The following is a 22,833-nucleotide window of genomic DNA, read 5'->3' as shown; positions in this document are numbered from 1 at the left end:
TAACCGGCGGAGGCAGCCAGGGCACCTTGAAGCCAGTGCTCCGCAGCGACGCAGAGTCGCTACACCCGACTTCGCCTACCCGAGTGACGCACAAGCCGGCACACTCCACCTGGCAGGAAGGCGAGCGCACCACTCCCATCGCGTGACTGGGCGCGACAGAGCAATCACGATCAGTCAGAGGTTGTCGGTGCTCGTTGATACAACCTTGGGGTGCGAGTCAAAGACCTGCCCAGGCGGGAGCGGCCACGGGAGCGGCTCATGACGAGCGGGCCGGCAGCGCTCGCCGACCGGGAGTTGCTGGCCGTCCTCCTCGGCTCGGGGTTTCGCGGGGCGAGCGCGATGGACCTGGCCGCCCAGGTGATCGAGCACTGTGGCGACCTCGACGGCCTGGCGCGTTCCGAGCCGCACCGGCTGCTCGCGGTTCGGGGAGTGGGGCCCGCCAAGGCGGCCCGGGTGGCGGCGGCGTTCCATCTGGTACGGCGTGCGCAGTCCGAGCCGGAGCGTCCCCGGGTGACCAGCAGTTCCGACCTGGCTGCCGTCGCCGCTCCCCTGCTCCGCGGCCACTCCCGCGAGCGGCTGGTGGTGGTCGTCTGCGATCCACGGGGCGCGGTGTTGAGACGTACGGTCCTCACGGAGGGCGGGGCCGATCACACGACGGTGCCGGTCAGAGAGATCATCACAGCGGTCCTCACCTCCGGGGGCGCGGCGTTCGGCGTCGCCCACAACCATCCCAGCGGCTCGCTCGACCCGAGCGACGACGATCTCACCGCCACCGCGCGCGTGGCCGAAGCGGCACAGACAGTAGGCCTGCGCTTCCTCGACCACCTGATCATCACCGACACGGCCTGGCGACGTGTCCCCTGCGCCAACTCCGGATCACTCCACCTTTAACCCTCGCTCGGGAGCAAACCTCATGATCCCCCAGAAAGCGCTGAACGCCAGCGGCAGCTCGAAACGCCATGCCATCCTGTTTTCGCGGGTCGGCCGTGGTGGAGGTTGCGGGCCGACTCCTGCCCGGGCGTGGTCCCGCGCCTCCCGGAGAGCGCGGGGCCACGCCCTTCGGTTACCGCCTCGCCTGCGCTGCCCTGAGGGCGCATGGCAGGCGATCCGAAGGATCGGGAACCCTCGCAGGTCCCTGGGGAGCGACTACAGGGACCTGCGAGGGGAGCCTTCTGGGCGAGTGCCTGCGGTGGTTAGTAACCCAGCGACACATCGCGATCATGGTTGAGACCTGCGCTTGTAGTGGCAGCGGCGGGCTGATTCTTGGTGACGGCGGCGCCAGTCTGACCAGTGCAGGATGTCGCAATCGAGCGGTGCCGGGTCAGCACGAGCGCGGCCAGCAGTCGGCGGATCCCGGGTGGCGTCAGCGGGATGTGGCTTGCAAGGACTCTCCATCGCCGACACCCTCCTGCAGCACAGTGCCAACGAAGGCCTGCCGCCCGTCTCGTTCGAGCGTCACATGATCGAGAAGAGACACGCCTCATCGGCCCAGCTGAGGACCTCTGTGGCATAGAACCGTCTCCACGCTTTCTAGGGGATTGACCCCATCGACGCCAGGTGACCAACATGCGGTGAACTCACCACAGCGCTCTGCTGGATCATCGCGCCCATCCCGCCAACAGCAGCCGCCAGGTGTGATCCGCCTCTGTAGTGATCATCCATGGAGATTCCTCCCTCAACGCACATCCGCCTCGCCTAGTGGTCCTCGCTACGAGACACAGACCGCCCGCCTGGCACAGCTCATAGAAGACGGGATGACAGACGCACGTGTATTCGCGAACGCGTACGCGATCGGTGCGAGCCAGCTCAGGCAACCATTCGATCAACATCGGCGTGTCCACCGGCGACGCCACATGGAGCCCGAGGCAGTCGTCTGTGTCAAAAAGCACCACCGAACCATAGCTCATACATATCTCTAGGTCTAGTCCGTATCCATAGGTTCAGGTGAACGTCTGCTTTGTGCTTCGATGTACGGTTTGGTCTATAATCCCTGCGTGCTTGATCGCGACGGCCCCGTCCCCCTCTACAAGCAGGTCGCGGACCTGATCCGCGAGCAGATCGAACGCGGCGACCTCAAAGCGGGCGACCCGGTGCCGAGCGAGGCGAAGCTCGAAAGGGATTACGACATCGCCCGCACCACCGCCAGGCGGGTGGCCAGAGAACTGCGCGAGCAGGGCATGGCGTACACCGTCCAGGGCGAAGGGACGTTCGTCGGCGAGCCCGGCGGACCCCGAGCGCCACGGAAGATCCCGATCTATCAGCAGATCGCCGAAGAGATCGCCGAGCGCATCCGGCGAGGTGAGATACCGCCGAACAGGGCCATCCCCGGCGAGAAGGTCATGATGCGGGAGTACGGCGTCGCCAAGGTCACGGCGCGTCAGGCGGTCGCCCACCTGAGGGAGCAGGGGTGGGTGTTCACCGTTCCCTATCGGGGCACCTACGTGGCCGGGCCGGACAAGTGGCCATCCACAGAGAGTTCCTGATCGCTCACGATGCGCATGGCTCGCGAATACCCTGGGACGCATGCTCGACCCCCAGGGCGACACCCATCTCTACATGCAGATCAGCGAGATCATCCGGTCCCGGATCGTCAGCGGGCTGCCTCCCGGTTCACCGGTGCCCAGCGAAGCTGAGCTGCAGAAGGAGTTCGGCGTCGCCCGCACCACAGCGCGTAAGGCGATTCGGATTCTGCGCGACCAGGGGCTCGTCCACACCGTCCGGGGCGAAGGCACCTTCGTCGGCTTTCCTGACGCGGCACCCCGCTCCCCTCGGAAGGTCCCGCACTATCAGCACATAGCGGGCGAGATCAGCGAACAGATCAGGGCAGGCGAGTTACGTCCGAGGCGGCCGATCCCGGGAGAGACGGCGCTCACGCAGCGCTACGAGGTCGCCCGCGAGACGGTACGGCGGGCCATGGCGCTGCTTCGCGATCAGGGTTGGATCTACACTGTCCCACGACGCGGAAGTTATGTCGCACCGGAAGAGCGCTGGCCTACTCGCTGACCAGGCGGTAACGGAGGCAGACCACTGTGGACGAGTCGTCGACCGGGTGGCCCTCGGCTGTCCAGTAACAGCGGTGGGCGTCGCGCCAGTGGTCGATGGAGCGGAAGCCCTCGCCCTCCGCCTGGGCGAAGTCCCAGGTGACCTCGGCGAACGGGACTAGCTGGACGTCGACGACCTCGAGTTCGGCCACCTTGGCGCCCGAGTCCGCGACCAGGGCGAGGCGTTCGCCGACGTGCTCCAGCGGCTCGCCCTCGGCGTGGTAGTCGAGCGCCAGGAGGCCGGCCGTGGCGGTTTTGACGCCTGCCAGGGTCAGGTCGGTCAGCTGCCGGCGCATCTCACCCGGGGTGCCGAGCTCGATGACGCGCAGCCCTTCGATACGTCCCCACATGGCGGTGATCGTAGATCAGAAGACCGGGATGATCTCCTCAGGGTCGATGAAGTCGACCGGCACGCCTTCGAGGTCCAGTTCGGGGATGGCGGGGAAGGCGATGCCCCAGCGTTCGACGATGGCGCGGACGCGGGCCATGGCCACCCGCCAGTTCTCGGCCTGCTCCTCGTACGACAGCACGCCCAGACCGGCCTCGCGGGCATGGTCCATCAGGACGCGGTGGTTGGCGAGGAAGTACGGCGGGAGCTCCCAGAAGCCCTCCGGCGGCTCCCAGAGGATCATCGACAGGAACACGAACCCAGCCCGGAGCTGGCGGGTGATGAGCGTGCGGGTGTCGTCGGTGAGGCCGGGCCACTCGTTCTCCAGGATCGTCATGCAAATCTGGAGATGTCGGGACTCGTCCCTGCCGATGCGCTGGAACATCTCACCGAACACCGGATGCCGCGTCCCCGACGCCATCCCCCTGAAGAGGGTGGAAGCCGCCATCTCGCCCATCATGAAACTGGTGAACAGCACCGGCAGGGAATACTTGCCGACCGCGGCGGTGTAGCCGTTCCAGTAGCGGCCGCCGTTGTGGTAGAGCCAGCCGATGTTGTTGTGCGCCGCCTTCTCCAGGTCGTCGGACGGGGTCCAGTCGAGCGGGCCGCCCGGCCAGAGCTTGGCGATCGTACGCTGGCAGCACTCCTCGTGGTTCATCTCGTCGCGGGTGATGGAGAAGAAGCACTTCCTGACCGGATCCTCCTCGTGCTTCTCGAACGCCTGGATCGTCGCGCGGGCGAACACGGCCGGGCCTGAGGCGTCGAAGTTCGCCAGCACGGCGAACCAGTACATGATGCCGAGCCGCTGCTCGCGGGTGAAGTCGGCGGGGTCGAGCCCGTCCCAGGCGAGGTCGGCGGGGTTCCAGACCGTGCGCTTGGACTTCTCGTAGATGGCCGCCAGCTTGGCGGTCTCGACCCGCCACTCCATCGGGTAGATGTTCGGCTGCGGGATTTCAGGGGCGGGCCAGAAGCCGCCCTCCGGAATGGTGAGGTCCGTCATGTAACACCTCCCACCCTCCATCCTGCACCGTGCAGCCTTTACGTCCACATCCTGTACATCCGCACTTCATAGTGCGCCGGTCAGCTGTCAGCTGTCAGCGTGCGTGGCTGGCGTCACGCCTTTCACGCCGCAGACGTTCGAGGGGCGTCGCGACGTGGCCGAGCTGTGGCTCGCCAAGGGCTCCAGTCCCCAAAGGGCTGTGGGGATCCAAGGCTGTGGGGATCCAAGGGCTGCGGTGCGATGCGGTCGTCGTGTCCGGCCTGCGATTGTGGTCCCGGGTGCCGGTTCAGGGCTTGTGGTGATGGCCACGCATACGAGTACGGCCAGTGCCCGCCACCGTAGCTGGGCCGAACCGCTCCTCGCGCAGGAACCACGCCCAGACCAGGGTGCGCAGCGGCTGGGTGAGCTGGGTCTGGCCGGCTCTGGCGATAGGGAGACGACCAGGGCATAGGAGATCACCTGCCAGCCTGGGGTGTCGCGGGAGAGCCTGCCTCCTTCCGTTGTAGCCGACGGCGGCCCACAGCAGGGCACCCACCAGCAGGAGGTCGGCTCAGGCCGTCGCCGCGCCGGCATGGCCGCGCGTGAGGGTGAAGGCGGTGATGGCGATGATGGCGATGGCGCCGGCCGTACAGGCTGCCCAAGCGCGACGGTCCCAGCGATCACGGTCCGGCCAGCCGCGACGAGCCGTGGGTCGAAGCCGCGCGCCTCCCTCGGGCCGCGCGTCTCCCTCGGGCCGGGCGGCTCCGTCGGGGCTGACGCCTGCGCATCGCGGCCGAGCACGTGCCGGAGCTGGCGGAGGGTGTGCGGCGGCTGGGCGAGGCACTGGACCGCCTGACATCGCCGCCGCGAACCGCCCTGACACGGCGAACCGCCTAACGCGAGGTGCTGGCGAAGACCTCGTAGTGGTCGACGGTCCGTTCGCGGTCGATCAGGAACCTGTCGTCCTCCGGGTAGAACACCGCGGCCCCGGGGTCGTCGCCCGCGAACGCCCTGACCGCGTCCCACGAGTCCCACATGGTGATCAGGAAGAACTCGGTCCTGTCGCCGGCGTCTCGCCGCGTGAAGTACGCCCCCCGGTTCCCCGGCGTCGAGGTGTAGCCGGCGAACCCGGTGCCCATCAGGTACGACTCGTAGGCCGCGGCGTCGTCCGGCCGGGTCCAGCCCCGCCAGGTGCGAACGATCATAGGGCCCATCATGCTGCAACCCCCTACTGCCATACAGTGGTGACATGCTGGCGCCCCCGGAGATCGTGCGCGACTTCCTCAACACGCTCGACCTGGAGGCCGACACCGATGAGCTCGCCTCCCCGGCGGAGCTGGCGGTGTGGCTGCGCGAGCACCGCCTCATCGGCCCGCCCGACCGGGCGACCGACGACGACCTCGTCACCGCGCTCGCGCTGCGCGAGGGGCTGCGCGCCGCCCTCAGAGGCGAGGCGGCGGATCTGCCCGTCCTGCCGCTGAGGGTCGCGATGAGCGGAAGGAACGGAACGCCACGGCCCGGCACCCTCCGCAGCCGAACCGCACAGCCCAGCGCCGCCCGAAGCGGCACGCCACCACCCGACGCCGCCCGAGGCGGCACGCCGGAGCTCGTTGCCGTCGAGGGCGGCGTCCGGGGTGGCCTGGCCGTGATCGCCGCCGCCGTGACCGGCAGGTCGTGGGACCGGCTGAAGGTCTGCGCGGAGATCACCTGCCAGTGGGCCTTCATCGACGCGTCCAAGAATCGATCACGATCGTGGTGTTCCATGCGGGTCTGCGGTAACCGCACCAAGACACGCGCTTACCGGGCGAGGAAGCAGGGTTCGCGTCGTCTCCAAGGCTCAAACACCGATACGGTGTAACTCGTGCCTTGTGGCATGAACAGCAGGCGAAGGAGCGGGCCGAGATGGCAGACGTAGGCGTCCGGGCGGCCCGGCGCGAGGATGTGCTCCAGGTTGCGAATGTTCAGATCCGCGCCTGGCGCTACGGCTACCGGGACTTCCTGCCCGAGGGCCCACTGGAGCAGATGACCGGTCCGGCGGCCGAGAAGATGTGGCTGCGGCAGTGGGACGAGGCGATCGTCGCCCCGCCCACCTCCAGGCACCGGGTGCTGGTCGCGGTGGAGACCATCCTCGACACTGAGGGCTTTCCGGCGCTCGGCGTGGGCGGCAGCGGCGTCCCCGCCACCCCGCGTGGCGGGGAGCGCGTGGTCGGCCTCGCCTCGCACGCCCCCGCCGAGGACCCCGATCTCGATCCGACCGTGGTGGCCGAGATGCTGACGCTGCTGGTCGACCCCGACTTCGTACGGCGTGGCCACGGCAGCCGCCTGCTCAACGCGACCGTCGACCACCTGCGCCAGGACGGCTACCGGCAGATCGTCACCTGGGCGTTCGCCGACAACTACGCGATGCTGGGCTTCCTGGAGTCGGCGGGCTGGGGCGAGGACATGGCCGAGCGCGTGCTCGACATGGGCCGCCCGATCCGCATGGTCAGGCTCACCACCGACATCAGCTAGAGGGACTACTTCGACATGGCAACCCCCGGCCAGTGGATCGCCGGCGCACGCCCGCGAACCCTGCCCAACGCCGTCGTTCCGGTCATGGTCGGCACCGGCGTGGCCATCGGCCAGGGCGGGTTCGTGTGGTGGCGGGCGATCGTCGCCCTGCTCGTCGCGCTGCTCCTGCAGATCGGCGTCAACTACGCCAACGACTACAGCGACGGCGTCCGCGGCACCGACGACCGGCGGGTGGGTCCCATGCGCCTGGTGGGCTCGAAGGTCGCCCCGCCGCGGCAGGTGCTGGCGGCGGCGCTCGGCTGCTTCGCCGCCGCGGCCGTGCTCGGGCTGACGCTCGTGGTGGCGACCCGCGCCTGGTGGATCCTGCTCGTGGGCGCCGCGGCGATCGCCGCCGCATGGTTCTACACCGGCGGCCGGAGCCCGTACGGTTACCGCGCGCTGGGCGAGGCGTCGGTGTTCGTCTTCTTCGGGGTAGTGCCGGTGGTCGGCACCGCGTACGTGCAGACCGAGCACCTGTCGTGGGCGGCCCTGGTGGCCTCGATCCCGGTGGGGCTGCTGTCGTGCTCGATGCTCGTGGTCAACAACCTGCGTGACGTGGGCACCGACGGCCAGGCCGGCAAGCGGACGCTGGCGGTGGTGCTGGGCGCGGAGCGCACCCGGCGGCTGTACGCGGCGTGCCTGATCGCGCCGTTCGTGATCACCCTGCTCATGGTCCCGTTCGTGCCGCTGGTCGCGCTCGCGGTGTTCTCGGCGCCGCTGGCGTTGCTTCCCGTCAAGACGGTTCTGCACGGCGCCGTGGGGCCCGCGCTGGTCGGCGTGCTGCAGCAGACGGGCAAGTTGCAGCTGGCGTACGGGCTGCTCTTCACGATCGGCCTGGCGATCAGCCTGTAAGGAGCGTCCGAGCTGCCGTCAGCGGCCCCCACCCACCGTCAGGCGCGCAGACCGCCGTCACGCGCGCACCAACGCCGTCATGCGCGTACGACCGCCGTCATGCGCGCACGACCGCTGTCAGGCGCGCATGACCACGCGCGGCGCCACCTCGATGCCCAGCTCGCGCTCGTGCTCGACCAGCGCCCGCAGTTGCGGCCCCCACTCCGTCTCGGGCATCACCGTGAAGCCGTGGCGGGCGTACCAGGGCGCGTTCCACGGCACGTCCCTGAACGTGGTCAGCGTCACCGCGGGCGCGCCGATCGCCAGCGCGTGCTCGCGCACCGCCGTGATCAGCCGCCCGCCGATGCCCTGCCGCATGCGGGACGGACGTACGGCCAGCTGGTCGAGGTGGAGGTTGGCGTCGACCCGGCCGATCAGCGCGAACCCGGCGGGCGGCACCCCCTCGACCAGCACCGAGGCGGGATCGTCCGCCTCCTCGATCTGCGTCGTGCCCGGCGGGAACCGGATGCCCACCTGCTCGAACAGCCCGTCGGCCGCCAGCTCGATCTCCACCAGACCCGGCAGTTCGCCGGCCGCCGCCCATCGCACCATGGCGACACGTTCTCATGTTCGTGGCAACCGGCGCCTCTGGATTAATGTGAAGATCGTGTGCTCGGCCGTGCGGGGCCGAGCCCCCCTCCGCACTCCGTGCCCACCACCTTTCGGGAGGTGGTGGGCACGATGCGTCTCCAGCCGGTCAAGGTGTCCGGCCGGCCAGGGGCTTCAGAGGTCGAGCAGGTGCTCCAGGCCGACGGTCAGGCCGGGCAGCTCGCGCACCCGCCGGACGCCCAGCAGCACACCGGGCGTGAACGCGGTGCGGCTCATCGTGTCGTGCCTGATCGTGAGGGTCTCGCCGTCGCCGCCGAGCAGCACCTCCTGGTGGGCGATCAGCCCGGCCAGCCGTACGGCGTGCACGCGCACCCCGTCCACGTCGGCGCCGCGCGCGCCGTCGAGCTCGGTGCTGGTGGCGTCGGGCATGGAGCCCAGCCCGGCCTTGGCGCGCGCCTCGGCCACCAGCTCCGCGGTGCGGCGAGCGGTGCCGGAGGGGGCGTCGGCCTTGTTCGGGTGGTGCAGCTCGACGATCTCGACGGACTCGAAGTATCTCGCCGCCTGCTGCGCGAAGTGCATCATGAGCACGGCCGCGATGCCGAAGTTGGGCGCGATCAGAGCGCTGGTGCCGGGTGAGGCGGCCAGCCATCCGCGCACGGCGTCGAGCCTGGCGGCGTCGAACCCGGTGGTGCCGACCACCGGATGGATGCCGTGCTCGATGGCCCACTGGAGATTGCCCATCACCACGTCGGGGTGGGTGAAGTCGACGACCACCTCCGCCCCTTCGAGGCCCTCGATGCTTTCGTCCTTGTCGAGCGCGGCCACCAGCTCCATGTCGGGAGCCGCCTCGACCGCCTTGCACACCTCGACGCCCACACGACCCCGGGCGCCGAGCACACCTACCTTGATCACACGGTCAACCCTATACGGCGACGCCGCGCGGGCCCACACGAGGACCCGCCCGGCGCGAGCGCACACCCGTCGAGGGCCTCAGGAGATGGCGCTGGAGAAGTCCTTGTCGCCGTACGGGCCGATCACGGCGAGCGTGAGCGGCCGGTTGAAGACGTCGGCGGCGACCTCGCCGACCTCGTCCGGGGTGACGGCCTCGATGCGCCCGAGCACCTCGTCGACGGACATCAGCTCGTCGTAGACCAGCTCGTTCTTGCCGATCCGGGACATGCGCGAGCCGGTGTCCTCCAGGCCGAGGACGAGCCCGCCGCGCATCTGGCCCTTGCCGCGCACGATCTCGTCGGCGGACAGGCCGTCGCTCACCACCCTGGCCACCTCGTCACGGCAGATCTTGAGCACGTCGTCTATCTTCGACGGCAGGCAGCCGACGTAGATGCCGAACTGCCCGGTGTCGGCGTAGGCGGAGGTGTAGCTGTAGGCGGAGTAGGCCAGGCCGCGCTTCTCGCGGATCTCCTGGAAGAGCCGGGACGACATGCCGCCGCCGAGCGCGGCGTTGAGCACGCCGAGCGCGAACCGGCGGTCGTCGGTGCGGGCCATGCCGGTGGTGCCGAGCACCAGGTTGGCCTGCTCGGTGGGCCGGTCGAGCACCCTGACGCCGGAGCGGGTCTCGGCGCCCGGGCCGCTCGTGCGCGGCGGCTCGCACTCGGCGGGTCCGGCGAGCGCGCCCGCCCGCTCGTACGCGCGCGAGACCAGCTCGACGACGACCTCGTGGCGGATGTTGCCCGCGACGGAGACGACCGTGCGGCGCGGCTGGTAGTAGCGGCGGTAGTACTCGGTGATCCGCGCGCGCCCGAGCGCGTTGATCGACTCGACCGTGCCGAGGATGGGCCGCCCGATCGGCGAGTCGCCGTAGAGGGCGGCGGCGAACTGCTCGTGCACGACGTCCGACGGGTCGTCGTCGTGCATGGCGATCTCCTCCAGGATCACGCCCCGCTCCGACACGACGTCGTCGTCGGTGATCAGCGAGCTGGTCACCACGTCGGCGAGCACGTCGACCGCGACCTTGAGGTCCTCGTCGAGCACCCGCGCGTAGTAGCAGGTGTATTCCTTGGCGGTGAAGGCGTTGATCTCCCCGCCGATGCCCTCGATGGACGCCGAGATCTCCATGGCGTCACGCGTGGGCGTGCCCTTGAACAGCAGGTGTTCGAGGAAGTGGGTGGCCCCCATGTGCTCGGGGGCCTCGTCACGCGAGCCGATGCCGACCCACATGCCGACCGCGACGCTGCGCACGGTCGGCATGGTCTCGGTCACCACGCGCAGCCCACCGGGGAGGACGGTGCGCTGGACGACCCCGGCCCCGTCCCGGCCGGGGTGCAGCGTAGTTGTCTTCGTCACGAGTTGCGGTCGTCCCCCTCGTTGCGCGGCGCGCGCACGCGGGTGCGGGTGCGGCGGGGCCGCTCCTCGCGCGGCTTGTCCTCGGCGGCCGTGTCGGCCTCGGGGGCCTCGGCGCCGGCCTCGCCCCTGGCCTCCTTCTCGGCGGCCTCCTTCTCGATGACCTCGACGGGCACGAGGGAGAGCTTGCCGCGCTGGTCGATCTCGGCGATCTCGACCTGGATCTTCTCGCCGACGCTCATGACGTCCTCGACGTTCTCGATGCGCTTGCCGCCGTGCAGCTTGCGGATCTGCGAGACGTGGAGCAGGCCGTCCTTGCCGGGCATGAGCGAGATGAACGCGCCGAACGCCGCGATCTTGACGACCGTGCCCAGGTAGCGCTCGCCGACCTCGGGCATGTGCGGGTTGGCGATGGCGTTGATCGCCGACCGCGCGGCCTCGGCCGACGGGCCGTCGGTGGCGCCGATGTAGATCGTGCCGTCGTCCTCGATGGTGATCTCGGCGCCCGAGTCGTCCTGGATCTGGTTGATCATCTTGCCCTTCGGGCCGATGACCTCGCCGATCTTGTCGACCGGCACCTTGATCGTGATGATGCGCGGCGCGGTCGGGTTCATCTCCGCCGGGGAGTCGATCGCCTCCTGCATCACGTCGAGGATCGCCAGGCGGGCGCCCTTGGCCTGCTTCAGCGCGCCGGCCAGCACCGAGGCGGGAATGCCGTCGAGCTTGGTGTCGAGCTGGAGCGCGGTGATGACGTCCTTGGTGCCGGCGACCTTGAAGTCCATGTCGCCCATGGCGTCCTCGGCGCCGAGGATGTCGGTCAGCGTCACGTAGGTGTCGCCCTCGCCGATGAGGCCCATGGCGATGCCGGCGACCATCTCCTTGAGCGGCACACCGGCGTCGAGCAGCGCCATGGTGGAGGCGCAGACCGAGCCCATCGAGGTGGAGCCGTTGGAGCCGAGCGCCTCGGAGACCTGGCGGATCGCGTACGGGAACTCCTCGCGCGACGGCAGGACCGGGATCAGCGCCCGCTCGGCCAGTGCGCCGTGGCCGATCTCGCGGCGCTTGGGCGAGCCCACGCGGCCCGTCTCGCCGGTGGAGTAGGGCGGGAAGTTGTAGTTGTGCATGTAGCGCTTGGTCCGCTCGGGGTTGAGCGTGTCGATGACCTGCTCCATGCGGAGCATGTTGAGCGTGGTGATGCCCATGATCTGGGTCTCGCCGCGCTCGAACAGGGCCGAGCCGTGCACCCGCGGCACCACGTGGACCTCGGCGGACAGCTCGCGGATGTCCTTGGTGCCGCGGCCGTCGATGCGGACGCCCTCGTTGATGACCCGCTCGCGCATGAGCTTCTTCATCACGGAGCGGAAGGCCGCGCCGATCTCCTTCTCGCGCCCCTCGAACTCGGGCAGCAGCTTCTCCGCGGCCAGCGCCTTGACCTTCTCCAGCTCGGTCTCGCGCTCCTGCTTGCCGGCGATGGTCAGCGCGGCGGCCAGCTCGTTCTTCACCGCGGCCTCGACGGCCGCGTAGACGTCGTCCTGGTAGTCGAGGAAGACGGCGTACTCGGCGGTCTCCTTGGCCGCGACCTGCGCGATGCGCGACTGCGCCTCGCACAGCACCTTGATGAACGGCTTGGCGGCCTCCAGACCCTGCGCCACGGTCTCCTCGGTGGGCGCGACGGCGCCCTCGGCGACCAGCTTGAGCGTGTCCTTGGTGGACTCGGCCTCGACCATCATGATGGCGACGTCGCCGTCGGGGAGCACCCGCCCGGCCACGACCATGTCGAACGTGGCCCGCTCCAGCTCGGAGTGGGTCGGGAAGGCGATCCACTGGCCGTCGATCAGCGCCACGCGGACGCCGCCGATCGGGCCGGAGAACGGCAGCCCCGCCAGCTGGGTGGACAGCGACGCGGCGTTGATGGCGACGACGTCGTAGAGGTGGTCCGGGTTGAGCGCCATCACGGTGGCGACGACCTGGATCTCGTTGCGCAGGCCCTTGACGAACGACGGGCGCAGCGGCCGGTCGATCAGCCGGCAGGTGAGGACGGCGTCCTCGGAGGGACGGCCCTCGCGCCGGAAGAACGAGCCGGGGATGCGGCCCGCGGAGTACATGCGCTCCTCGACGTCGACCGTGAGCGGGAAGAAGTCGAAGTTCTCCTTGGGCTGCTTGGACGCGGTGGTCGCGGACAGGACCATCGTGTCGCTGTCGAGGTAGGCGACGGCGGAGCCGGCCGCCTGCCGGGCGAGACGACCGGTCTCGAACCTGATCGTGCGCGTGCCGAACGCACCGTTGTCGATGACCGCTTCGGCGGTGTGGACACCCTCCACGGGGGACCTCCTTTGGTCGGTCTCCCGCGCCCTCTTTCTCACCGGCACCCTCGTTAGGTGCAGCGCCGGTCTTCGATCGAAGCGCCCGGTCTTGCTACCGGAAGCCACTACCGAGGACCGGCCCGCAGGCGTCGCGGGTCGCATGGTGCTGAACGGACGCGGGGGCTGTAAGTGTCTCGGATCTTCAGTTGTATGCCAGGCGCCCGCCGGTTGATGCGGCGACGCGCCGGGCCATAAGCGAAGGGAGCGGCGCGCGCGCCGCTCCCTTTCATGCTATCGGCGCAGGCCGAGCCGCTCGATGAGCGAACGGTAGCGCTCGATGTCGACCTTCTGCAGGTACTTCAGCAGGCGGCGCCGGCGCCCGACGAGCAGAAGCAGGCCACGACGGCTGTGGTGGTCGTGCTTGTGCGTCTTCAGGTGCTCGGTGAGCTCGCTGATGCGCTTGCTGAGCAGCGCGATCTGCACCTCGGGCGATCCGGTGTCGCCCTCGGCCGTCGCGTATTCGGCGATGATGGTCTTCTTGGCAGCGGTGTCGAGGGACACGGCTCTCCTTTTGATCTACGGGCACGCGCCTGTGAACAAGGAAGCGAGCGACCGTGCGTGCCTACAGTCGCCGCAGCGAAGGCCTCCAGGGCAGCGCGCGGCGGCGCCGTCACCGAGCCGACATGCAACAGTACCACCATGAGTGGCCTGCCCGCGTACGCCGCGTGATCCCGCCCACGCCCATCCTCCCACATCCCGCTACGGGGACGCGTACCGCGCGGCGTACTCCTCCGAGGGCGCGGTGGGCGTGATGACGTCGACCAGCACGCCGCTGGGGTCGGCCACGATGAAGTGCCGCTGCCCGAAGTCCTCGCTGCGCAGCTCCAGCTCGGGCGCGAGCCCCTCGCCGAGCACGAGCCGCCGCCACTCGGCGTCGACGTCCGCGACCTCGAAGTTCAGCAGCAGGCCCCTGACGGGCATCCGGTACGCCTCGGGCAGCGTCGGGTGGCCGTGGTCGAGGAGGGCCAGCTCGTACGCCCCGCGGCGCAGGCTGACGTACCAGTCGGCCTCGAACGTCACCTCGAACCCGAACAGCCGGACGTAGAAGTCACGTGACTCCGCGAGCCGCTCCGTGCAGATCACCGGGTAGAAGCCGCTGAGCTCCATGGGTCCCCCCTTCATTTCGCATACCGACGGTATGTCAGGGTACGGTATTGACGTACCATCGGTATGTCAACGTGAGGGCGCGTGGATGACGACCAGGGCTGAGCAGCGGGAGCGCACCAGGCGGACACTGATCGCCCAGAGCAGGAGGCTGTTCGCGGCCAAGGGCTACGCGGCGGTGGGCCTGGCCGAGATCGTGCGCGAGTCAGGGGTGACCAAGGGCGCGCTCTACCACCACTTCGAGGGCAAGGCCGATCTCTTCCGCGCGGTGCTGGCGCAGGTCCAGGAGGAGGTGGGGGCCAGGGTGGCCGCGGCGGCCGAGGCCGCGGGAGGCGACTCCTGGGCGCAGCTGGAGGCGGGGTGCGCCGCGTTCGTGACGGCGGGCGCGGATCCCGAGGTGCAGCGGATCATGCTGATCGACGGGCCCGCCGTGCTGGGCTGGAACGAGTGGCGGGCGATCGACGAGGCGACCTCCGCCAGGCACCTGGCCGAGGCGCTGACCACGCTGGCCGGGGACGGCACGATCCCCGCCCAGCCGGTCGCGCCGCTGGCCCGCCTGCTGTCGGGCGCGATGAACGAGGCCGTGCTGTGGCTCGCCCAGTCGGGCCGGCCGGACGACCTCGCCGACACGCTGGCGGCGCTGTCACGCCTGTTGGGCTCCCTGCGCCGGCCGGACGGGGGGTGACGGAGCGGGTCAGGCTGTCAGCCGGCGGGCCTCGGCGACGTCGGCGTGGATCTGGTCCACGAGGGCCTCGATCGAGTCGAACCTGGTGTTGCCGCGCAACCTGGCCGCGAAGTCGACCGCGACGTGCACGCCGTACAGCTCCAGGTCGTCGCGGTCGAGCGCGTACGCCTCGACCGTGCGCGGGACGCCCTCGAACGTCGGGTTGGTGCCGACCGAGATGGCCGCCGGCCACCGCTCGCCCTCGTAGACGACGGGAAGGTTGGCCACGGGCACGCACTCGAGCCAGCCCGCGTACACGCCGTCGGCGGGGATGGCGGTGTGCGGCTGGGTCTCCACGTTGGCGGTGGGGAAGCCGAGCTGACGGCCGCGCTGGTAGCCGCGGACGACCACGCCCTCGACCCGGTGCGGGCGGCCGAGGTCGGCGGCGGCGCCCTCGACGTCGCCCGCCACCAGCCGTTCCCGGATCTCGCCGCTGGAGACGGTCCCGCCCGAAGGGCCGCCGAGCAGCGGCACGGCCTCGACCGTGAAGTCGTACTTGTCGCCGAGCGCGCGCAGCGTCTCGACGTCGCCGGCCGCGCGGTGGCCGAACGTGAAGTCCGCCCCCACCACGACGGTGGCCGCGCGGAGGCGGTCGGCGAGGACGGCCTGGGCGAAGTCGCCGGGGCTCATCCGCGAGAGCTCCAGCGTGAAGTCGAGCACGCACACCTCGTCGACGCCGAGCCCGGACAGCAGCTCGGACCGGCGCCGCGCCGTGGTCAGGCGCGCCGGGTGCGAGCCGGGCCGCACGACCTCCGCCGGGGGCGGCTCGAACGTGACGGCCACACTGCGCGCTCCCCGCTCGCGGGCGGCGGCGACGGTCCGCTCCACCACCCGCCGGTGGCCGAGGTGCACGCCGTCGAACACGCCGATCGCGACCGCGGACCTCTCCGAACCCTGCACGCCGGCCCCATTCGCTCGTGGCGGATCAATCCACTCAAGCCTGCCATGCGGCCCGGCGTGACCTCCAATCGAGGGGGGATAGCATCGGTCACACCATGCCTCGCTACGCGCTGTTGATCCTGCCCGCCTTCAACCGGGTCTACGGGGAGAGCTCCGTCCGGCTGACCCTGTCCGAGCTGGCCTTCTTCGGCGAGCGGGCGCTGAAGGCCGAGGTGTCGGGCACCGGCGAGCAGGTCATCGGCGGCCTGCCGTACGTGGGGTTCGAGACCTCCGAGCCGCTGTCCGGCGCGGACGTGGCGCTGCTGTCCAACCTGTCGTCGGCCTACGCGCTGTTCGGGGTGGAGGGCGAGCTGCTCCGGCCGTTGACCATGCGGCCGCTCGACCGGCTGAGCAGCGATCTGATCACGATCCAGAAGTACGCGGGCAAGACCAACGAGCACTTCACCAAGCTGCTGCTCAACGTCACGGTGCTGGCCTCCGGCTTCCCGCTGGACGCCAGGCTGGCCGTGTTCGACCCGATGTGCGGGCGCGGCACCACCCTCAACCAGGCCCTCATGTACGGATACGACGCGTTCGGCGTCGACGTGGACGGCAAGGACTTCGAGGCCTACTCCGGGTTCCTGCGGACCTGGCTGCGCAACAAGCGGCTCAAGCACACGGCCGAGACCGTGCCGGTGCGGCGCGAGCGGGCGCTGGTGGGGCGGCGGCTGGAGGTGTCGTTCGGGCTGTCGAAGGAGGCGTTCAAGGCGGGCGACGTGCAGCGGCTGTGCGTGGTCAACGCCGACACGCTGCGCAGCAGGGAGTTCTTCAAGCCGCGCTCGTTCGACGTGATCGCGACCGACGCGCCCTACGGCGTGCAGCACGGCAGCAAGGGCGGCCGTGGCCTGTCGCGCAGCCCGCTGGAGCTGCTCCGGGAGGCCGTGCCCGGCTGGGCCGAGCTGCTGCGGCCGGGGGGCGCGCTCGGCATCTCGTGGAACACCTACGGCGGCACCCGCGACGAGCTGGCCGGGATCCTCGCCGCCGCGGGGCTGGACGTGGTCGAGCACCCCGGTTTCGAGCACTGGGTGGACCAGGCGATCGTGCGCGACATCATGGTGGCCCGCAGGGCGTAGACATCCGATGCCTTCTGCACATTGACACCACTCGCCGACGTTCACCGTCAAGGAGCGCGGCTGCGGCGACGTCGGCGACCTGACGTTCCGGCTGACCTGCTCTACCGCCAGCGGCGACCAGCGCGCCGAGCGCCGCTACGCCACCTACTCCAGCGGCACCCGCCAGTTCGAGGGCCACTTCCGCATCACCAGCCTGCCGGGCACCCGCATCAGCCTGAAGCAGACGTTCAAGACGACCGGCCCGTACTTCATGATCGCCGTCGAACGCGGCGGGCGCCTGTACGCGGTCCACGGCGGCAACACAATTTCCACCGGCGCCACGGTCGGCACCACCGTCCGGGTCAACACCGTGCACGTGGTGGGCAGGACCCACCGCACCTACATCAACGGCTCGCTCCGGCACACCGTCTCCAGCCAGAGCGGCAGCTTCTACGACAAGTTCGGCGCCTACCGCACGAGCAGCGGCAAGGGGCCGGCCACGGTGGTCTGGAGCGGCATCCGGTTCTGGCGCAGGTAGCCGGACAGGGGTGTGTGATGAGAGCAGTGCCGGCGGTCGGCGCACTGGTGATGGGGCTGCTCGCGGGCGCGTGCTCGGCCCCTCAGCACAGGCCCGCCGCGCCGTCCGCAGCCCCTGAAGGGCGGGCGTCACCGCGGCTGTCCGCGACGCTGGACTCGCCGACCGACATCACGCTGCGCTGGCGGGGCGGCGAGCCGGGCGCCGCCGGGCACGTGGTCGAGTTCGCGACCGACCCCAGCGGGCCGTACACGATCCTGGCCTTCCTGCCGTCCGGCCAGACCACCTTCACCCACCCCGACCTGATCCCTCGGACGAGGTTCACCTACCGGGTGCGCCGTACCAAGGGCCGGCCTCGCGCCCGGTGGACGTGACGGTGCCGGGCGGGCGCGGCGACCAGGAGAACACCGGCTGGACGACCCCCCGGACCCTCCCGCTGCCCGCGCGCGACCCACCCCGTCGCCGACGAGGCCGCCACGCCCACGGATCTGACCTTCGGCCTCATCACCCTGCCGGAGGAGCGGCGCGCCACGTACCGCGTGCGCGCGTTCAGGCACGGTCCGCCGTCCAACCTCGTCCACCGGACGACCGGAGGCGACCTCTAATCGGGCTTCGGGCTCCAGTCGGGCTTCGGGCTCCAGGCGGCTTCGGGCGATCGATGAGCTACGAGGCGAACACCGCCAGCGGCCTGGCCGCCCGGCCCCGCTCCTCCACGAGGGCGAGCAGCTCCCCGTCGGGGCCGAACACCCCGATCGGGCCACCGCCGAGCCCGGCCGCGGGGAGCCGGCCGCCGTGCCTGACCGTCCTGGCCTCCTCGGCCGTCACGTCACGCCTGGGAAACGCCGCGGCCACGGCCTCGCCGATGGGCAGGATGGCGCACTCCGCCGCCAGCTCGTCCAGGGTGCGGGCCATGGACAGGTCGTACGGCCCGACCCGGGTGCGGCGCAGCCGCGTCAGGTGGCCGCCCGCGCCCAGCCCGGCGCCCAGGTCGCGGGCGAGCGCCCGGATGTAGGTGCCGCTCGAACAGGTGATCACCGCGTCCACGTCGACGGCGTCGCCCTGCGCCCTGACGTCGAGCACCTCGAATGACCGCACGGTGATCGGGCGGGCCGCCAGCTCCACGTCCTCGCCGGCGCGGGCCAGCTTGTACGCCCGCCGGCCGTCCACCTTGATCGCGCTGACCTGCGGCGGCACCTGCATGATCTCGCCGGTGAGGGCCGCCACGCCCTTGTGGATCTCCGCCGGGGTCAGTCCCGCCGCCGACGCCGTGGCGGTGACCTCGCCCTCGGCGTCGTCGGTGTTCGTGGAGACGCCGAGCCGCATGGTGGCCGCGTAGACCTTCTCCGTCAGGGCCAGGTGGCCGAGCAGCCGGGTGGCCTTCTCCACGCCGATCACCAGCACGCCGGTCGCCATCGGGTCGAGCGTGCCCGCGTGCCCCACCCTGCGGGTGCCCGCGATGCGGCGCATCCGCGCCACCACGTCGTGCGACGTCCAATCGGCCGGCTTGTCGACGATGACCAGGCCGCTCTCGGCCATCAGACCTTCCTCAGCAGCTCACGGAACCTTGCCATGGTCTTCTCGACACTCTCGTGCGAGGTGAACCCGGCCGCGTTGTGGTGGCCGCCGCCGCCCAGCGCCGCGCAGACCGCGCCCACGTCGACCGTGCCCTTGGACCGGGTGGAAACCTGCCAGGCGCCCTCGTCGTCCTCCTTCAGCACCGCCGCGACCTCGGCCTCGTCGGTGCGCCGCACGATGTCGATGATGCCTTCGAGCTCCGCGTACGGCAGGCCGTACGCGGCCCGGTCCACCCGCGTGACGTACGTCCACACCAGCCCGTCGCCGAGCACCACCCGGTCGAGCGCGGCGGCGAGCACCTTGAGGTAGCCGAACGGCGAGCGATCCCACAGCTCCCGCGCGATCTCGTCGGTGCGCAGCCCGGTGGCGACCAGCCGCGCGGCCATGCGGTGGGCCGCGGGCGTGGTGGAGGAGTGCCTGAACGACCCGGTGTCGGTCACCAGCCCGGCGTAGAGGCACGTGGCGATGTCACGGTCCAGAGCGCCGCCGAGCCGGAGGATGAGCTGCTCGACGAGCATGGCCGTCGCCGCGGCGTCGGGGTCGACCAGGCCGACCGTGCCGAAGCCGGAGCTGGAGGGGTGGTGGTCGACCACGATGACCTCGCGGGCCGCGGCCGCGTTGGGGCGGAGCAGGCCGAGCCGGTCGGCCGACGCCGAGTCAAATGTGATCATCAGCTCGGGGGCCGCCGGGAACGACTCGGGTGGGGTCAGCATGTCCTGGCCCGGCAGGAAGCGCAGCAGCCGGGGAACGTCGAACCGTCGGTCGCCGAAGGAGGCCACGACCCGCTTGCCCATGGACCGCAGCACGAAGCCGGTCGCCAGCATGGACCCGAGCGCGTCGGCGTCGGGCGACACGTGGCAGGCCAGCGCGACCTTGTCTGCCCGGGAGATCAGCTCCAGCGCCCGCGCCCACGCGGACTCGGCCACGCGGCACTCGGGCGGCTCCGCGGTGCCCACCCGCCCGCGGGCCGGGCGGTCGACTCGGTCGCGCACGTCGGGCGTCACGGCGCCTCGTGTCCCGCCTGCTCGTCCTCGTCCGGTTTCCGGTAGGGGTCGGCGTCGCCGGCGTAGGCGGCGCCCGCGGCCTGGCGGGCCACCTCGGCGTCCTTGGCCCTGGCCGCGCTGATGAGGTCGTCGAGCTGGCGGGCGCTGTCGGGCAGCGGGTCGTGCTTGAACGTCAGCGTCGGGGTGAAGCGCACGCCGGTCTGGCGGCCCACCTCCGACCGGATGATGCCCTTGGCGCTCTCCAGGGCAGCCGCGCTGTCGGCCCGCTCCGCCTCGGAGCCGAACACCGTGTAGAAGACCGTGGCCTCGCGCAGGTCGGCGGTGATGCGCGTGTCCGTCACGGTGACGAAGCCCAGGCGCGGGTCCTTGATCCGCCGCTCCAGCATCTCGGCGACGATCTGCTGGATGCGGTCGGCGAGCTTGCGCGCTCGTGCTGCGTCCACCATGTTCGCTCCCCCTCACGCACGACGGCCGTCGTGCAGTCGTTCAGTCTTCGTCGTTGAAGAGCCGCTGCCTGGCCGACAGCAGCTCGATCTCGGGGCGGAACGCCACCATCCGTTCGCAGGCGTCCATCACCTCCTTGCAGTTGCCCGGCGAGGCGGAGACCACCGCGATGCCGACCTCGGCCCTGCGATGCAGGTCGAGATGGCCGGTCTCGGCCACGGCCACACCGGGAAAGCGCCGGTGCAGCTCGGCGACCAGGGGCCGGACGACGGAGCGCTTCTGCTTCAGCGAATGAACGTCGCCGAGCAGGATGTCCAGGGTTAGAGCACCCACATACATCGTTGGCAGCCACCGCTTGTGCTGGTGAGTCGAGCGCACGCCGGCCCGCTGCGGTGGGGAGCAGGCATGGGCGTGCGAGAGGCGCCCGGCGGATGTTCCGCCGGGCGCCCGGCCGGGCGCTATGCGCGCGGCTTCTCCCGCATCTCGAACGTCTCGATGACGTCGTCGATCCTGAGGTCGTTGTAGCCGACCCCGATGCCGCACTCGAAGCCCTCGCGGACCTCGGTCGCGTCATCCTTGAAGCGACGCAGCGACGAGACGGTCAGGTTGTCCGCCACGACGACGCCGTCGCGGATGATCCTGGCCTTGCTGTTGCGGACGATCAGGCCGGAGCGGACCAGCGAACCGGCGATGTTGCCGATCTTCGGCACCTTGAAGATCTCGCGGACCTCCGCCGTGCCCATCTGGACCTCTTCGAACTCGGGCTTGAGCATGCCCTTGAGCGCCGCCTCGATCTCCTCGATCGCCTGGTAGATGACCGAGTAGTAGCGGATGTCGACGCCCTCGCGCTCGGCCAGGTCGCGCGCCCGGGGCTCGGGGCGGACGTTGAAGCCGATGATGACCGCGTTGTCGTCGGCGACGGCCAGGTTGACGTCGTACTCGGTGATCGCACCGACGGCGCGGTGCAGCACGCGCAGGCTGACCTCGTCGCCGACGTCGATCTTGAGCAGGGCGTCTTCCAGAGCCTCCACCGAACCGGACACGTCACCCTTGATGATGAGCTTGAGCTCGTCGACGCTGCCCTTCTCGAGGTCCTTCCAGATGTCCTCGAGGCTGCGGCGGCGGCTCGACTTCGCCATGTCGGCGCTGCGCTTGCGCGCCGCGCGCTGCTGGGCGATCTGCCTGGCCATGCGGTCGTCGGTGACGACGATGAAGTTGTCACCGGCGCTCGGCACGGCCGTCAGGCCCATCACCAGGACCGGACGGGACGGGGTGGCCTCCTCGACCGCCTCGCCGTTGTCGTCGAGCAGCGCCCGGACGCGGCCGAAGGCCTCGCCGCAGACGATGGAGTCACCGACGCGGAGCGTGCCGCGCTGGACCAGGACGGTCGCGACGGGGCCGCGACCCTTGTCGAGGTGGGCCTCGATCGCGATGCCCTGGGCGTCCATCGTCGGGTTGGCCCGCAGGTCGAGCTCGGCGTCCGCGGTCAGCAGGATGGCCTCGAGGAGGTTCTCGATGCCCGTGCCGTTCTTCGCCGAGATGTCGACGAACAGCGTCGAGCCACCGTATTCCTCGGCCACCAGGCCGTACTCGGTGAGCTGGGCCCTGACCTTGTTGGGGTCGGCGCCCTCCTTGTCGACCTTGTTGACCGCGACCACGATCGGCACGTCGGCCGCCTGGGCGTGGTTGAGCGCCTCGATCGTCTGCGGCTTGACGCCGTCGTCGGCCGCGACCACCAGCACCGCGATGTCCGTGGACTTCGCGCCTCGGGCACGCATGGCGGTGAACGCCTCGTGACCCGGGGTGTCGATGAAGGTGATCTTGCGCTCTTCGCCCTCGTGCTCCGCGGCGACCTGGTAGGCGCCGATGTGCTGGGTGATGCCACCCGCCTCGCGCGCCACCACGTTGGTCTTGCGGATGGCGTCGAGCAACTTGGTCTTACCGTGGTCGACGTGGCCCATGACGGTGACGACCGGCGGGCGGGCGGCCAGGTCGGCCTCGTCGCCCTCGTCCTCGCCGAACTCGATGTCGAAGGCCTCGAGAAGCTCGCGGTCCTCCTCCTCCGGGCTGACGACCTGGATGTTGTAGTCGAGCTCGGCGCCGAGCAGCTGCAGCGTCTCCTCGTTGACCGACTGGGTCGCCGTCACCATCTCGCCGAGGTGCAGCATGATCTGCACCAGCGACGCGGGGTTGGCGCCGATCCGGTCGGCGAAGTCGGACAGCGACGCGCCGCGCGGCAGGCGGATCGTCGCCCCGTTGCCGCGAGCGACCTGCACGCCGCCGATCGCCGGCGCCGACATGTTGTCGAACTCCTGGCGCCTCTGCCGCTTGGACTTGCGGCCACGCGCGGGACGGCCGCCGGGACGGCCGAACGCGCCGGCGGTGCCGCCGCCG

Annotated in this window: 25 protein-coding genes and 1 pseudogene; 10 read left to right on the top strand and 16 right to left on the bottom strand. The window is 70.4% G+C overall.

Features of this window, described 5'->3' with window-relative positions; all coding sequences use genetic code 11:
• The first annotated feature begins 210 nt into the window (after positions 1-210).
• Positions 211-891, top strand: coding sequence for a JAB domain-containing protein (locus tag DQW85_RS09570; RefSeq protein WP_113700005.1), 681 nt, complete (start codon positions 211-213; stop codon positions 889-891).
• Between the two features lie 327 nt (positions 892-1,218).
• Here DQW85_RS09570 and DQW85_RS48155 read toward each other — a convergent pair.
• A pseudogene (locus DQW85_RS48155) lies at positions 1,219-1,376 on the bottom strand (IS701 family transposase); the annotation flags it as partial.
• 618 nt (positions 1,377-1,994) lie between these two features.
• Here DQW85_RS48155 and DQW85_RS09560 point away from each other — a divergent pair.
• Together DQW85_RS09560 and DQW85_RS09555 are read left to right on the top strand one after the other, a co-directional pair.
• Positions 1,995-2,483, top strand: coding sequence for a GntR family transcriptional regulator (locus DQW85_RS09560; RefSeq protein ID WP_240197053.1), 489 nt, complete (start codon positions 1,995-1,997; stop codon positions 2,481-2,483).
• Between the two features lie 40 nt (positions 2,484-2,523).
• On the top strand, positions 2,524-3,003 hold the full coding sequence (locus DQW85_RS09555) for a GntR family transcriptional regulator (RefSeq protein ID WP_113700002.1): 480 nt from the start codon (positions 2,524-2,526) through the stop codon (positions 3,001-3,003).
• On the opposite strand, the gene DQW85_RS09550 is transcribed toward DQW85_RS09555, so the two are convergent.
• The 3 genes from DQW85_RS09550 to DQW85_RS09535 all read right to left on the bottom strand — a co-directional run bounded on the left by DQW85_RS09550 (position 2,993) and on the right by DQW85_RS09535 (position 5,613).
• The gene (locus DQW85_RS09550) at positions 2,993-3,391 is read right to left on the bottom strand and encodes an ASCH domain-containing protein (RefSeq protein ID WP_113700001.1); all 399 of its coding nucleotides are present in this window, start codon (positions 3,389-3,391) and stop codon (positions 2,993-2,995) included. The two genes, DQW85_RS09555 and DQW85_RS09550, sit on opposite strands and share 11 nt — an antisense overlap.
• Before the next feature lie 15 nt (positions 3,392-3,406).
• Positions 3,407-4,429 (bottom strand): hypothetical protein, encoded by a 1,023-nt coding sequence (locus DQW85_RS09545; RefSeq protein WP_113700000.1) that lies wholly within the window; start codon positions 4,427-4,429, stop codon positions 3,407-3,409.
• Between the two features lie 872 nt (positions 4,430-5,301).
• Positions 5,302-5,613 carry a hypothetical protein gene (locus DQW85_RS09535; RefSeq protein ID WP_113699999.1) on the bottom strand — a complete coding sequence of 104 codons (312 nt, stop codon included), beginning with the start codon at positions 5,611-5,613 and terminating at the stop codon, positions 5,302-5,304.
• Positions 5,614-5,657: 44 nt separating this feature from the next.
• Here DQW85_RS09535 and DQW85_RS09530 point away from each other — a divergent pair, with 44 nt between their 5' ends.
• Genes DQW85_RS09530 through DQW85_RS09520 form a run of 3 tightly spaced genes read left to right on the top strand, consistent with a single transcriptional unit; the run spans position 5,658 to position 7,810 of the window.
• A complete protein-coding gene (locus DQW85_RS09530) occupies positions 5,658-6,266 on the top strand; it encodes a CGNR zinc finger domain-containing protein (protein WP_113699998.1) in 609 nt (202 codons plus the stop codon).
• Positions 6,267-6,310: 44 nt separating this feature from the next.
• The gene (locus tag DQW85_RS09525) at positions 6,311-6,919 is read left to right on the top strand and encodes a GNAT family N-acetyltransferase (RefSeq protein ID WP_205315007.1); all 609 of its coding nucleotides are present in this window, start codon (positions 6,311-6,313) and stop codon (positions 6,917-6,919) included.
• Positions 6,920-6,934: 15 nt separating this feature from the next.
• On the top strand, positions 6,935-7,810 hold the full coding sequence (locus tag DQW85_RS09520; protein WP_113699997.1) for a 1,4-dihydroxy-2-naphthoate polyprenyltransferase: 876 nt from the start codon (positions 6,935-6,937) through the stop codon (positions 7,808-7,810).
• Positions 7,811-7,927: 117 nt separating this feature from the next.
• Here DQW85_RS09520 and DQW85_RS09515 read toward each other — a convergent pair whose 3' ends face one another.
• From DQW85_RS09515 to DQW85_RS09490, 6 genes are all read right to left on the bottom strand, one after another.
• Positions 7,928-8,401, bottom strand: a complete 474-nt coding sequence (locus DQW85_RS09515) for a GNAT family N-acetyltransferase (RefSeq protein WP_113699996.1) — start codon at positions 8,399-8,401, stop codon at positions 7,928-7,930.
• A gap of 171 nt (positions 8,402-8,572) precedes the next feature.
• Positions 8,573-9,310, bottom strand: a complete 738-nt coding sequence (gene dapB, locus DQW85_RS09510) for a 4-hydroxy-tetrahydrodipicolinate reductase (RefSeq protein WP_113699995.1) — start codon at positions 9,308-9,310, stop codon at positions 8,573-8,575.
• Between the two features lie 78 nt (positions 9,311-9,388).
• On the bottom strand, positions 9,389-10,702 hold the full coding sequence (locus DQW85_RS09505) for a M16 family metallopeptidase (protein WP_113699994.1): 1,314 nt from the start codon (positions 10,700-10,702) through the stop codon (positions 9,389-9,391).
• Entirely contained in the window at positions 10,699-13,020 is a 2,322-nt protein-coding gene (locus DQW85_RS09500) for a polyribonucleotide nucleotidyltransferase (RefSeq protein WP_113699993.1), read from the bottom strand. Before DQW85_RS09500 ends, DQW85_RS09505 begins: the two co-directional genes overlap by 4 nt.
• Before the next feature lie 273 nt (positions 13,021-13,293).
• The gene (gene rpsO / locus DQW85_RS09495; RefSeq protein ID WP_113699992.1) at positions 13,294-13,563 is read right to left on the bottom strand and encodes a 30S ribosomal protein S15; all 270 of its coding nucleotides are present in this window, start codon (positions 13,561-13,563) and stop codon (positions 13,294-13,296) included.
• A 198-nt stretch (positions 13,564-13,761) separates the two neighbouring features.
• The gene (locus DQW85_RS09490) at positions 13,762-14,169 is read right to left on the bottom strand and encodes a VOC family protein (protein ID WP_113699991.1); all 408 of its coding nucleotides are present in this window, start codon (positions 14,167-14,169) and stop codon (positions 13,762-13,764) included.
• An 85-nt stretch (positions 14,170-14,254) separates the two neighbouring features.
• Between DQW85_RS09490 and DQW85_RS09485 the strand changes: the two genes are divergently transcribed.
• Positions 14,255-14,851 carry a TetR/AcrR family transcriptional regulator gene (locus DQW85_RS09485; protein ID WP_113699990.1) on the top strand — a complete coding sequence of 199 codons (597 nt, stop codon included), beginning with the start codon at positions 14,255-14,257 and terminating at the stop codon, positions 14,849-14,851.
• 9 nt (positions 14,852-14,860) lie between these two features.
• Here the strand turns inward: DQW85_RS09485 and DQW85_RS09480 are convergent, their stop codons facing one another.
• Entirely contained in the window at positions 14,861-15,790 is a 930-nt protein-coding gene (locus DQW85_RS09480; protein WP_113699989.1) for a bifunctional riboflavin kinase/FAD synthetase, read from the bottom strand.
• A gap of 95 nt (positions 15,791-15,885) precedes the next feature.
• Between DQW85_RS09480 and DQW85_RS09475 the strand changes: the two genes are divergently transcribed.
• The 3 genes from DQW85_RS09475 to DQW85_RS45750 all read left to right on the top strand — a co-directional run bounded on the left by DQW85_RS09475 (position 15,886) and on the right by DQW85_RS45750 (position 17,790).
• Positions 15,886-16,902 (top strand): TRM11 family SAM-dependent methyltransferase, encoded by a 1,017-nt coding sequence (locus DQW85_RS09475; RefSeq protein ID WP_113699988.1) that lies wholly within the window; start codon positions 15,886-15,888, stop codon positions 16,900-16,902.
• A 250-nt stretch (positions 16,903-17,152) separates the two neighbouring features.
• Entirely contained in the window at positions 17,153-17,419 is a 267-nt protein-coding gene (locus DQW85_RS45755; protein WP_205315006.1) for a hypothetical protein, read from the top strand.
• 17 nt (positions 17,420-17,436) lie between these two features.
• Entirely contained in the window at positions 17,437-17,790 is a 354-nt protein-coding gene (locus tag DQW85_RS45750) for a fibronectin type III domain-containing protein (RefSeq protein ID WP_205315005.1), read from the top strand.
• 289 nt (positions 17,791-18,079) lie between these two features.
• Here DQW85_RS45750 and truB read toward each other — a convergent pair whose 3' ends face one another.
• The 5 genes from truB to infB all read right to left on the bottom strand — a co-directional run.
• Positions 18,080-18,952: a tRNA pseudouridine(55) synthase TruB gene (gene truB / locus DQW85_RS09460; RefSeq protein WP_113699987.1), complete on the bottom strand. Its 873-nt coding sequence runs from the start codon at positions 18,950-18,952 to the stop codon at positions 18,080-18,082.
• On the bottom strand, positions 18,952-19,995 hold the full coding sequence (locus DQW85_RS09455) for a DHH family phosphoesterase (protein ID WP_113699986.1): 1,044 nt from the start codon (positions 19,993-19,995) through the stop codon (positions 18,952-18,954). The genes truB and DQW85_RS09455 overlap by 1 nt, the downstream gene beginning before the upstream one ends.
• On the bottom strand, positions 19,992-20,441 hold the full coding sequence (gene rbfA / locus DQW85_RS09450; RefSeq protein ID WP_113699985.1) for a 30S ribosome-binding factor RbfA: 450 nt from the start codon (positions 20,439-20,441) through the stop codon (positions 19,992-19,994). The genes DQW85_RS09455 and rbfA overlap by 4 nt, the downstream gene beginning before the upstream one ends.
• A gap of 40 nt (positions 20,442-20,481) precedes the next feature.
• A complete protein-coding gene (locus tag DQW85_RS09445) occupies positions 20,482-20,778 on the bottom strand; it encodes a DUF503 domain-containing protein (protein WP_113699984.1) in 297 nt (98 codons plus the stop codon).
• Between the two features lie 119 nt (positions 20,779-20,897).
• The coding region (gene infB, locus DQW85_RS09440) for a translation initiation factor IF-2 (RefSeq protein WP_113699983.1) at positions 20,898-22,833 on the bottom strand (1,936 nt) is incomplete at its 5' end.

The organism is Nonomuraea lactucae (genome assembly GCF_003313395.1).
GTDB lineage: Bacteria > Actinomycetota > Actinomycetes > Streptosporangiales > Streptosporangiaceae > Nonomuraea > Nonomuraea lactucae.
The sequence above is the reverse complement of the archived record's forward strand: the minus strand, read 5'-3'. Positions and strand labels throughout refer to the sequence as shown.

What these genes read in the sequence shown, in the direction of transcription:
- DQW85_RS09555 (WP_113700002.1), top strand. Translation starts at nt 2,524, where the DNA reads ATGCTCGACCCCCAGGGCGACACCCATCTCTACATGCAGATCAGCGAG.
- DQW85_RS09550 (WP_113700001.1), bottom strand. Translation starts at nt 3,391, where the DNA reads ATGTGGGGACGTATCGAAGGGCTGCGCGTCATCGAGCTCGGCACCCCG.
- DQW85_RS09545 (WP_113700000.1), bottom strand. Translation starts at nt 4,429, where the DNA reads ATGACGGACCTCACCATTCCGGAGGGCGGCTTCTGGCCCGCCCCTGAA.
- DQW85_RS09535 (WP_113699999.1), bottom strand. Translation starts at nt 5,613, where the DNA reads ATGATCGTTCGCACCTGGCGGGGCTGGACCCGGCCGGACGACGCCGCG.
- DQW85_RS09530 (WP_113699998.1), top strand. Translation starts at nt 5,658, where the DNA reads ATGCTGGCGCCCCCGGAGATCGTGCGCGACTTCCTCAACACGCTCGAC.
- DQW85_RS09525 (WP_205315007.1), top strand. Translation starts at nt 6,311, where the DNA reads ATGGCAGACGTAGGCGTCCGGGCGGCCCGGCGCGAGGATGTGCTCCAG.
- DQW85_RS09520 (WP_113699997.1), top strand. Translation starts at nt 6,935, where the DNA reads ATGGCAACCCCCGGCCAGTGGATCGCCGGCGCACGCCCGCGAACCCTG.
- DQW85_RS09515 (WP_113699996.1), bottom strand. Translation starts at nt 8,401, where the DNA reads ATGGTGCGATGGGCGGCGGCCGGCGAACTGCCGGGTCTGGTGGAGATC.
- DQW85_RS09490 (WP_113699991.1), bottom strand. Translation starts at nt 14,169, where the DNA reads ATGGAGCTCAGCGGCTTCTACCCGGTGATCTGCACGGAGCGGCTCGCG.
- DQW85_RS09485 (WP_113699990.1), top strand. Translation starts at nt 14,255, where the DNA reads ATGACGACCAGGGCTGAGCAGCGGGAGCGCACCAGGCGGACACTGATC.
- DQW85_RS09475 (WP_113699988.1), top strand. Translation starts at nt 15,886, where the DNA reads ATGCCTCGCTACGCGCTGTTGATCCTGCCCGCCTTCAACCGGGTCTAC.
- DQW85_RS45755 (WP_205315006.1), top strand. Translation starts at nt 17,153, where the DNA reads ATGATCGCCGTCGAACGCGGCGGGCGCCTGTACGCGGTCCACGGCGGC.
- DQW85_RS45750 (WP_205315005.1), top strand. Translation starts at nt 17,437, where the DNA reads ATGAGAGCAGTGCCGGCGGTCGGCGCACTGGTGATGGGGCTGCTCGCG.
- truB (WP_113699987.1), bottom strand. Translation starts at nt 18,952, where the DNA reads ATGGCCGAGAGCGGCCTGGTCATCGTCGACAAGCCGGCCGATTGGACG.
- rbfA (WP_113699985.1), bottom strand. Translation starts at nt 20,441, where the DNA reads ATGGTGGACGCAGCACGAGCGCGCAAGCTCGCCGACCGCATCCAGCAG.
- DQW85_RS09445 (WP_113699984.1), bottom strand. Translation starts at nt 20,778, where the DNA reads ATGTATGTGGGTGCTCTAACCCTGGACATCCTGCTCGGCGACGTTCAT.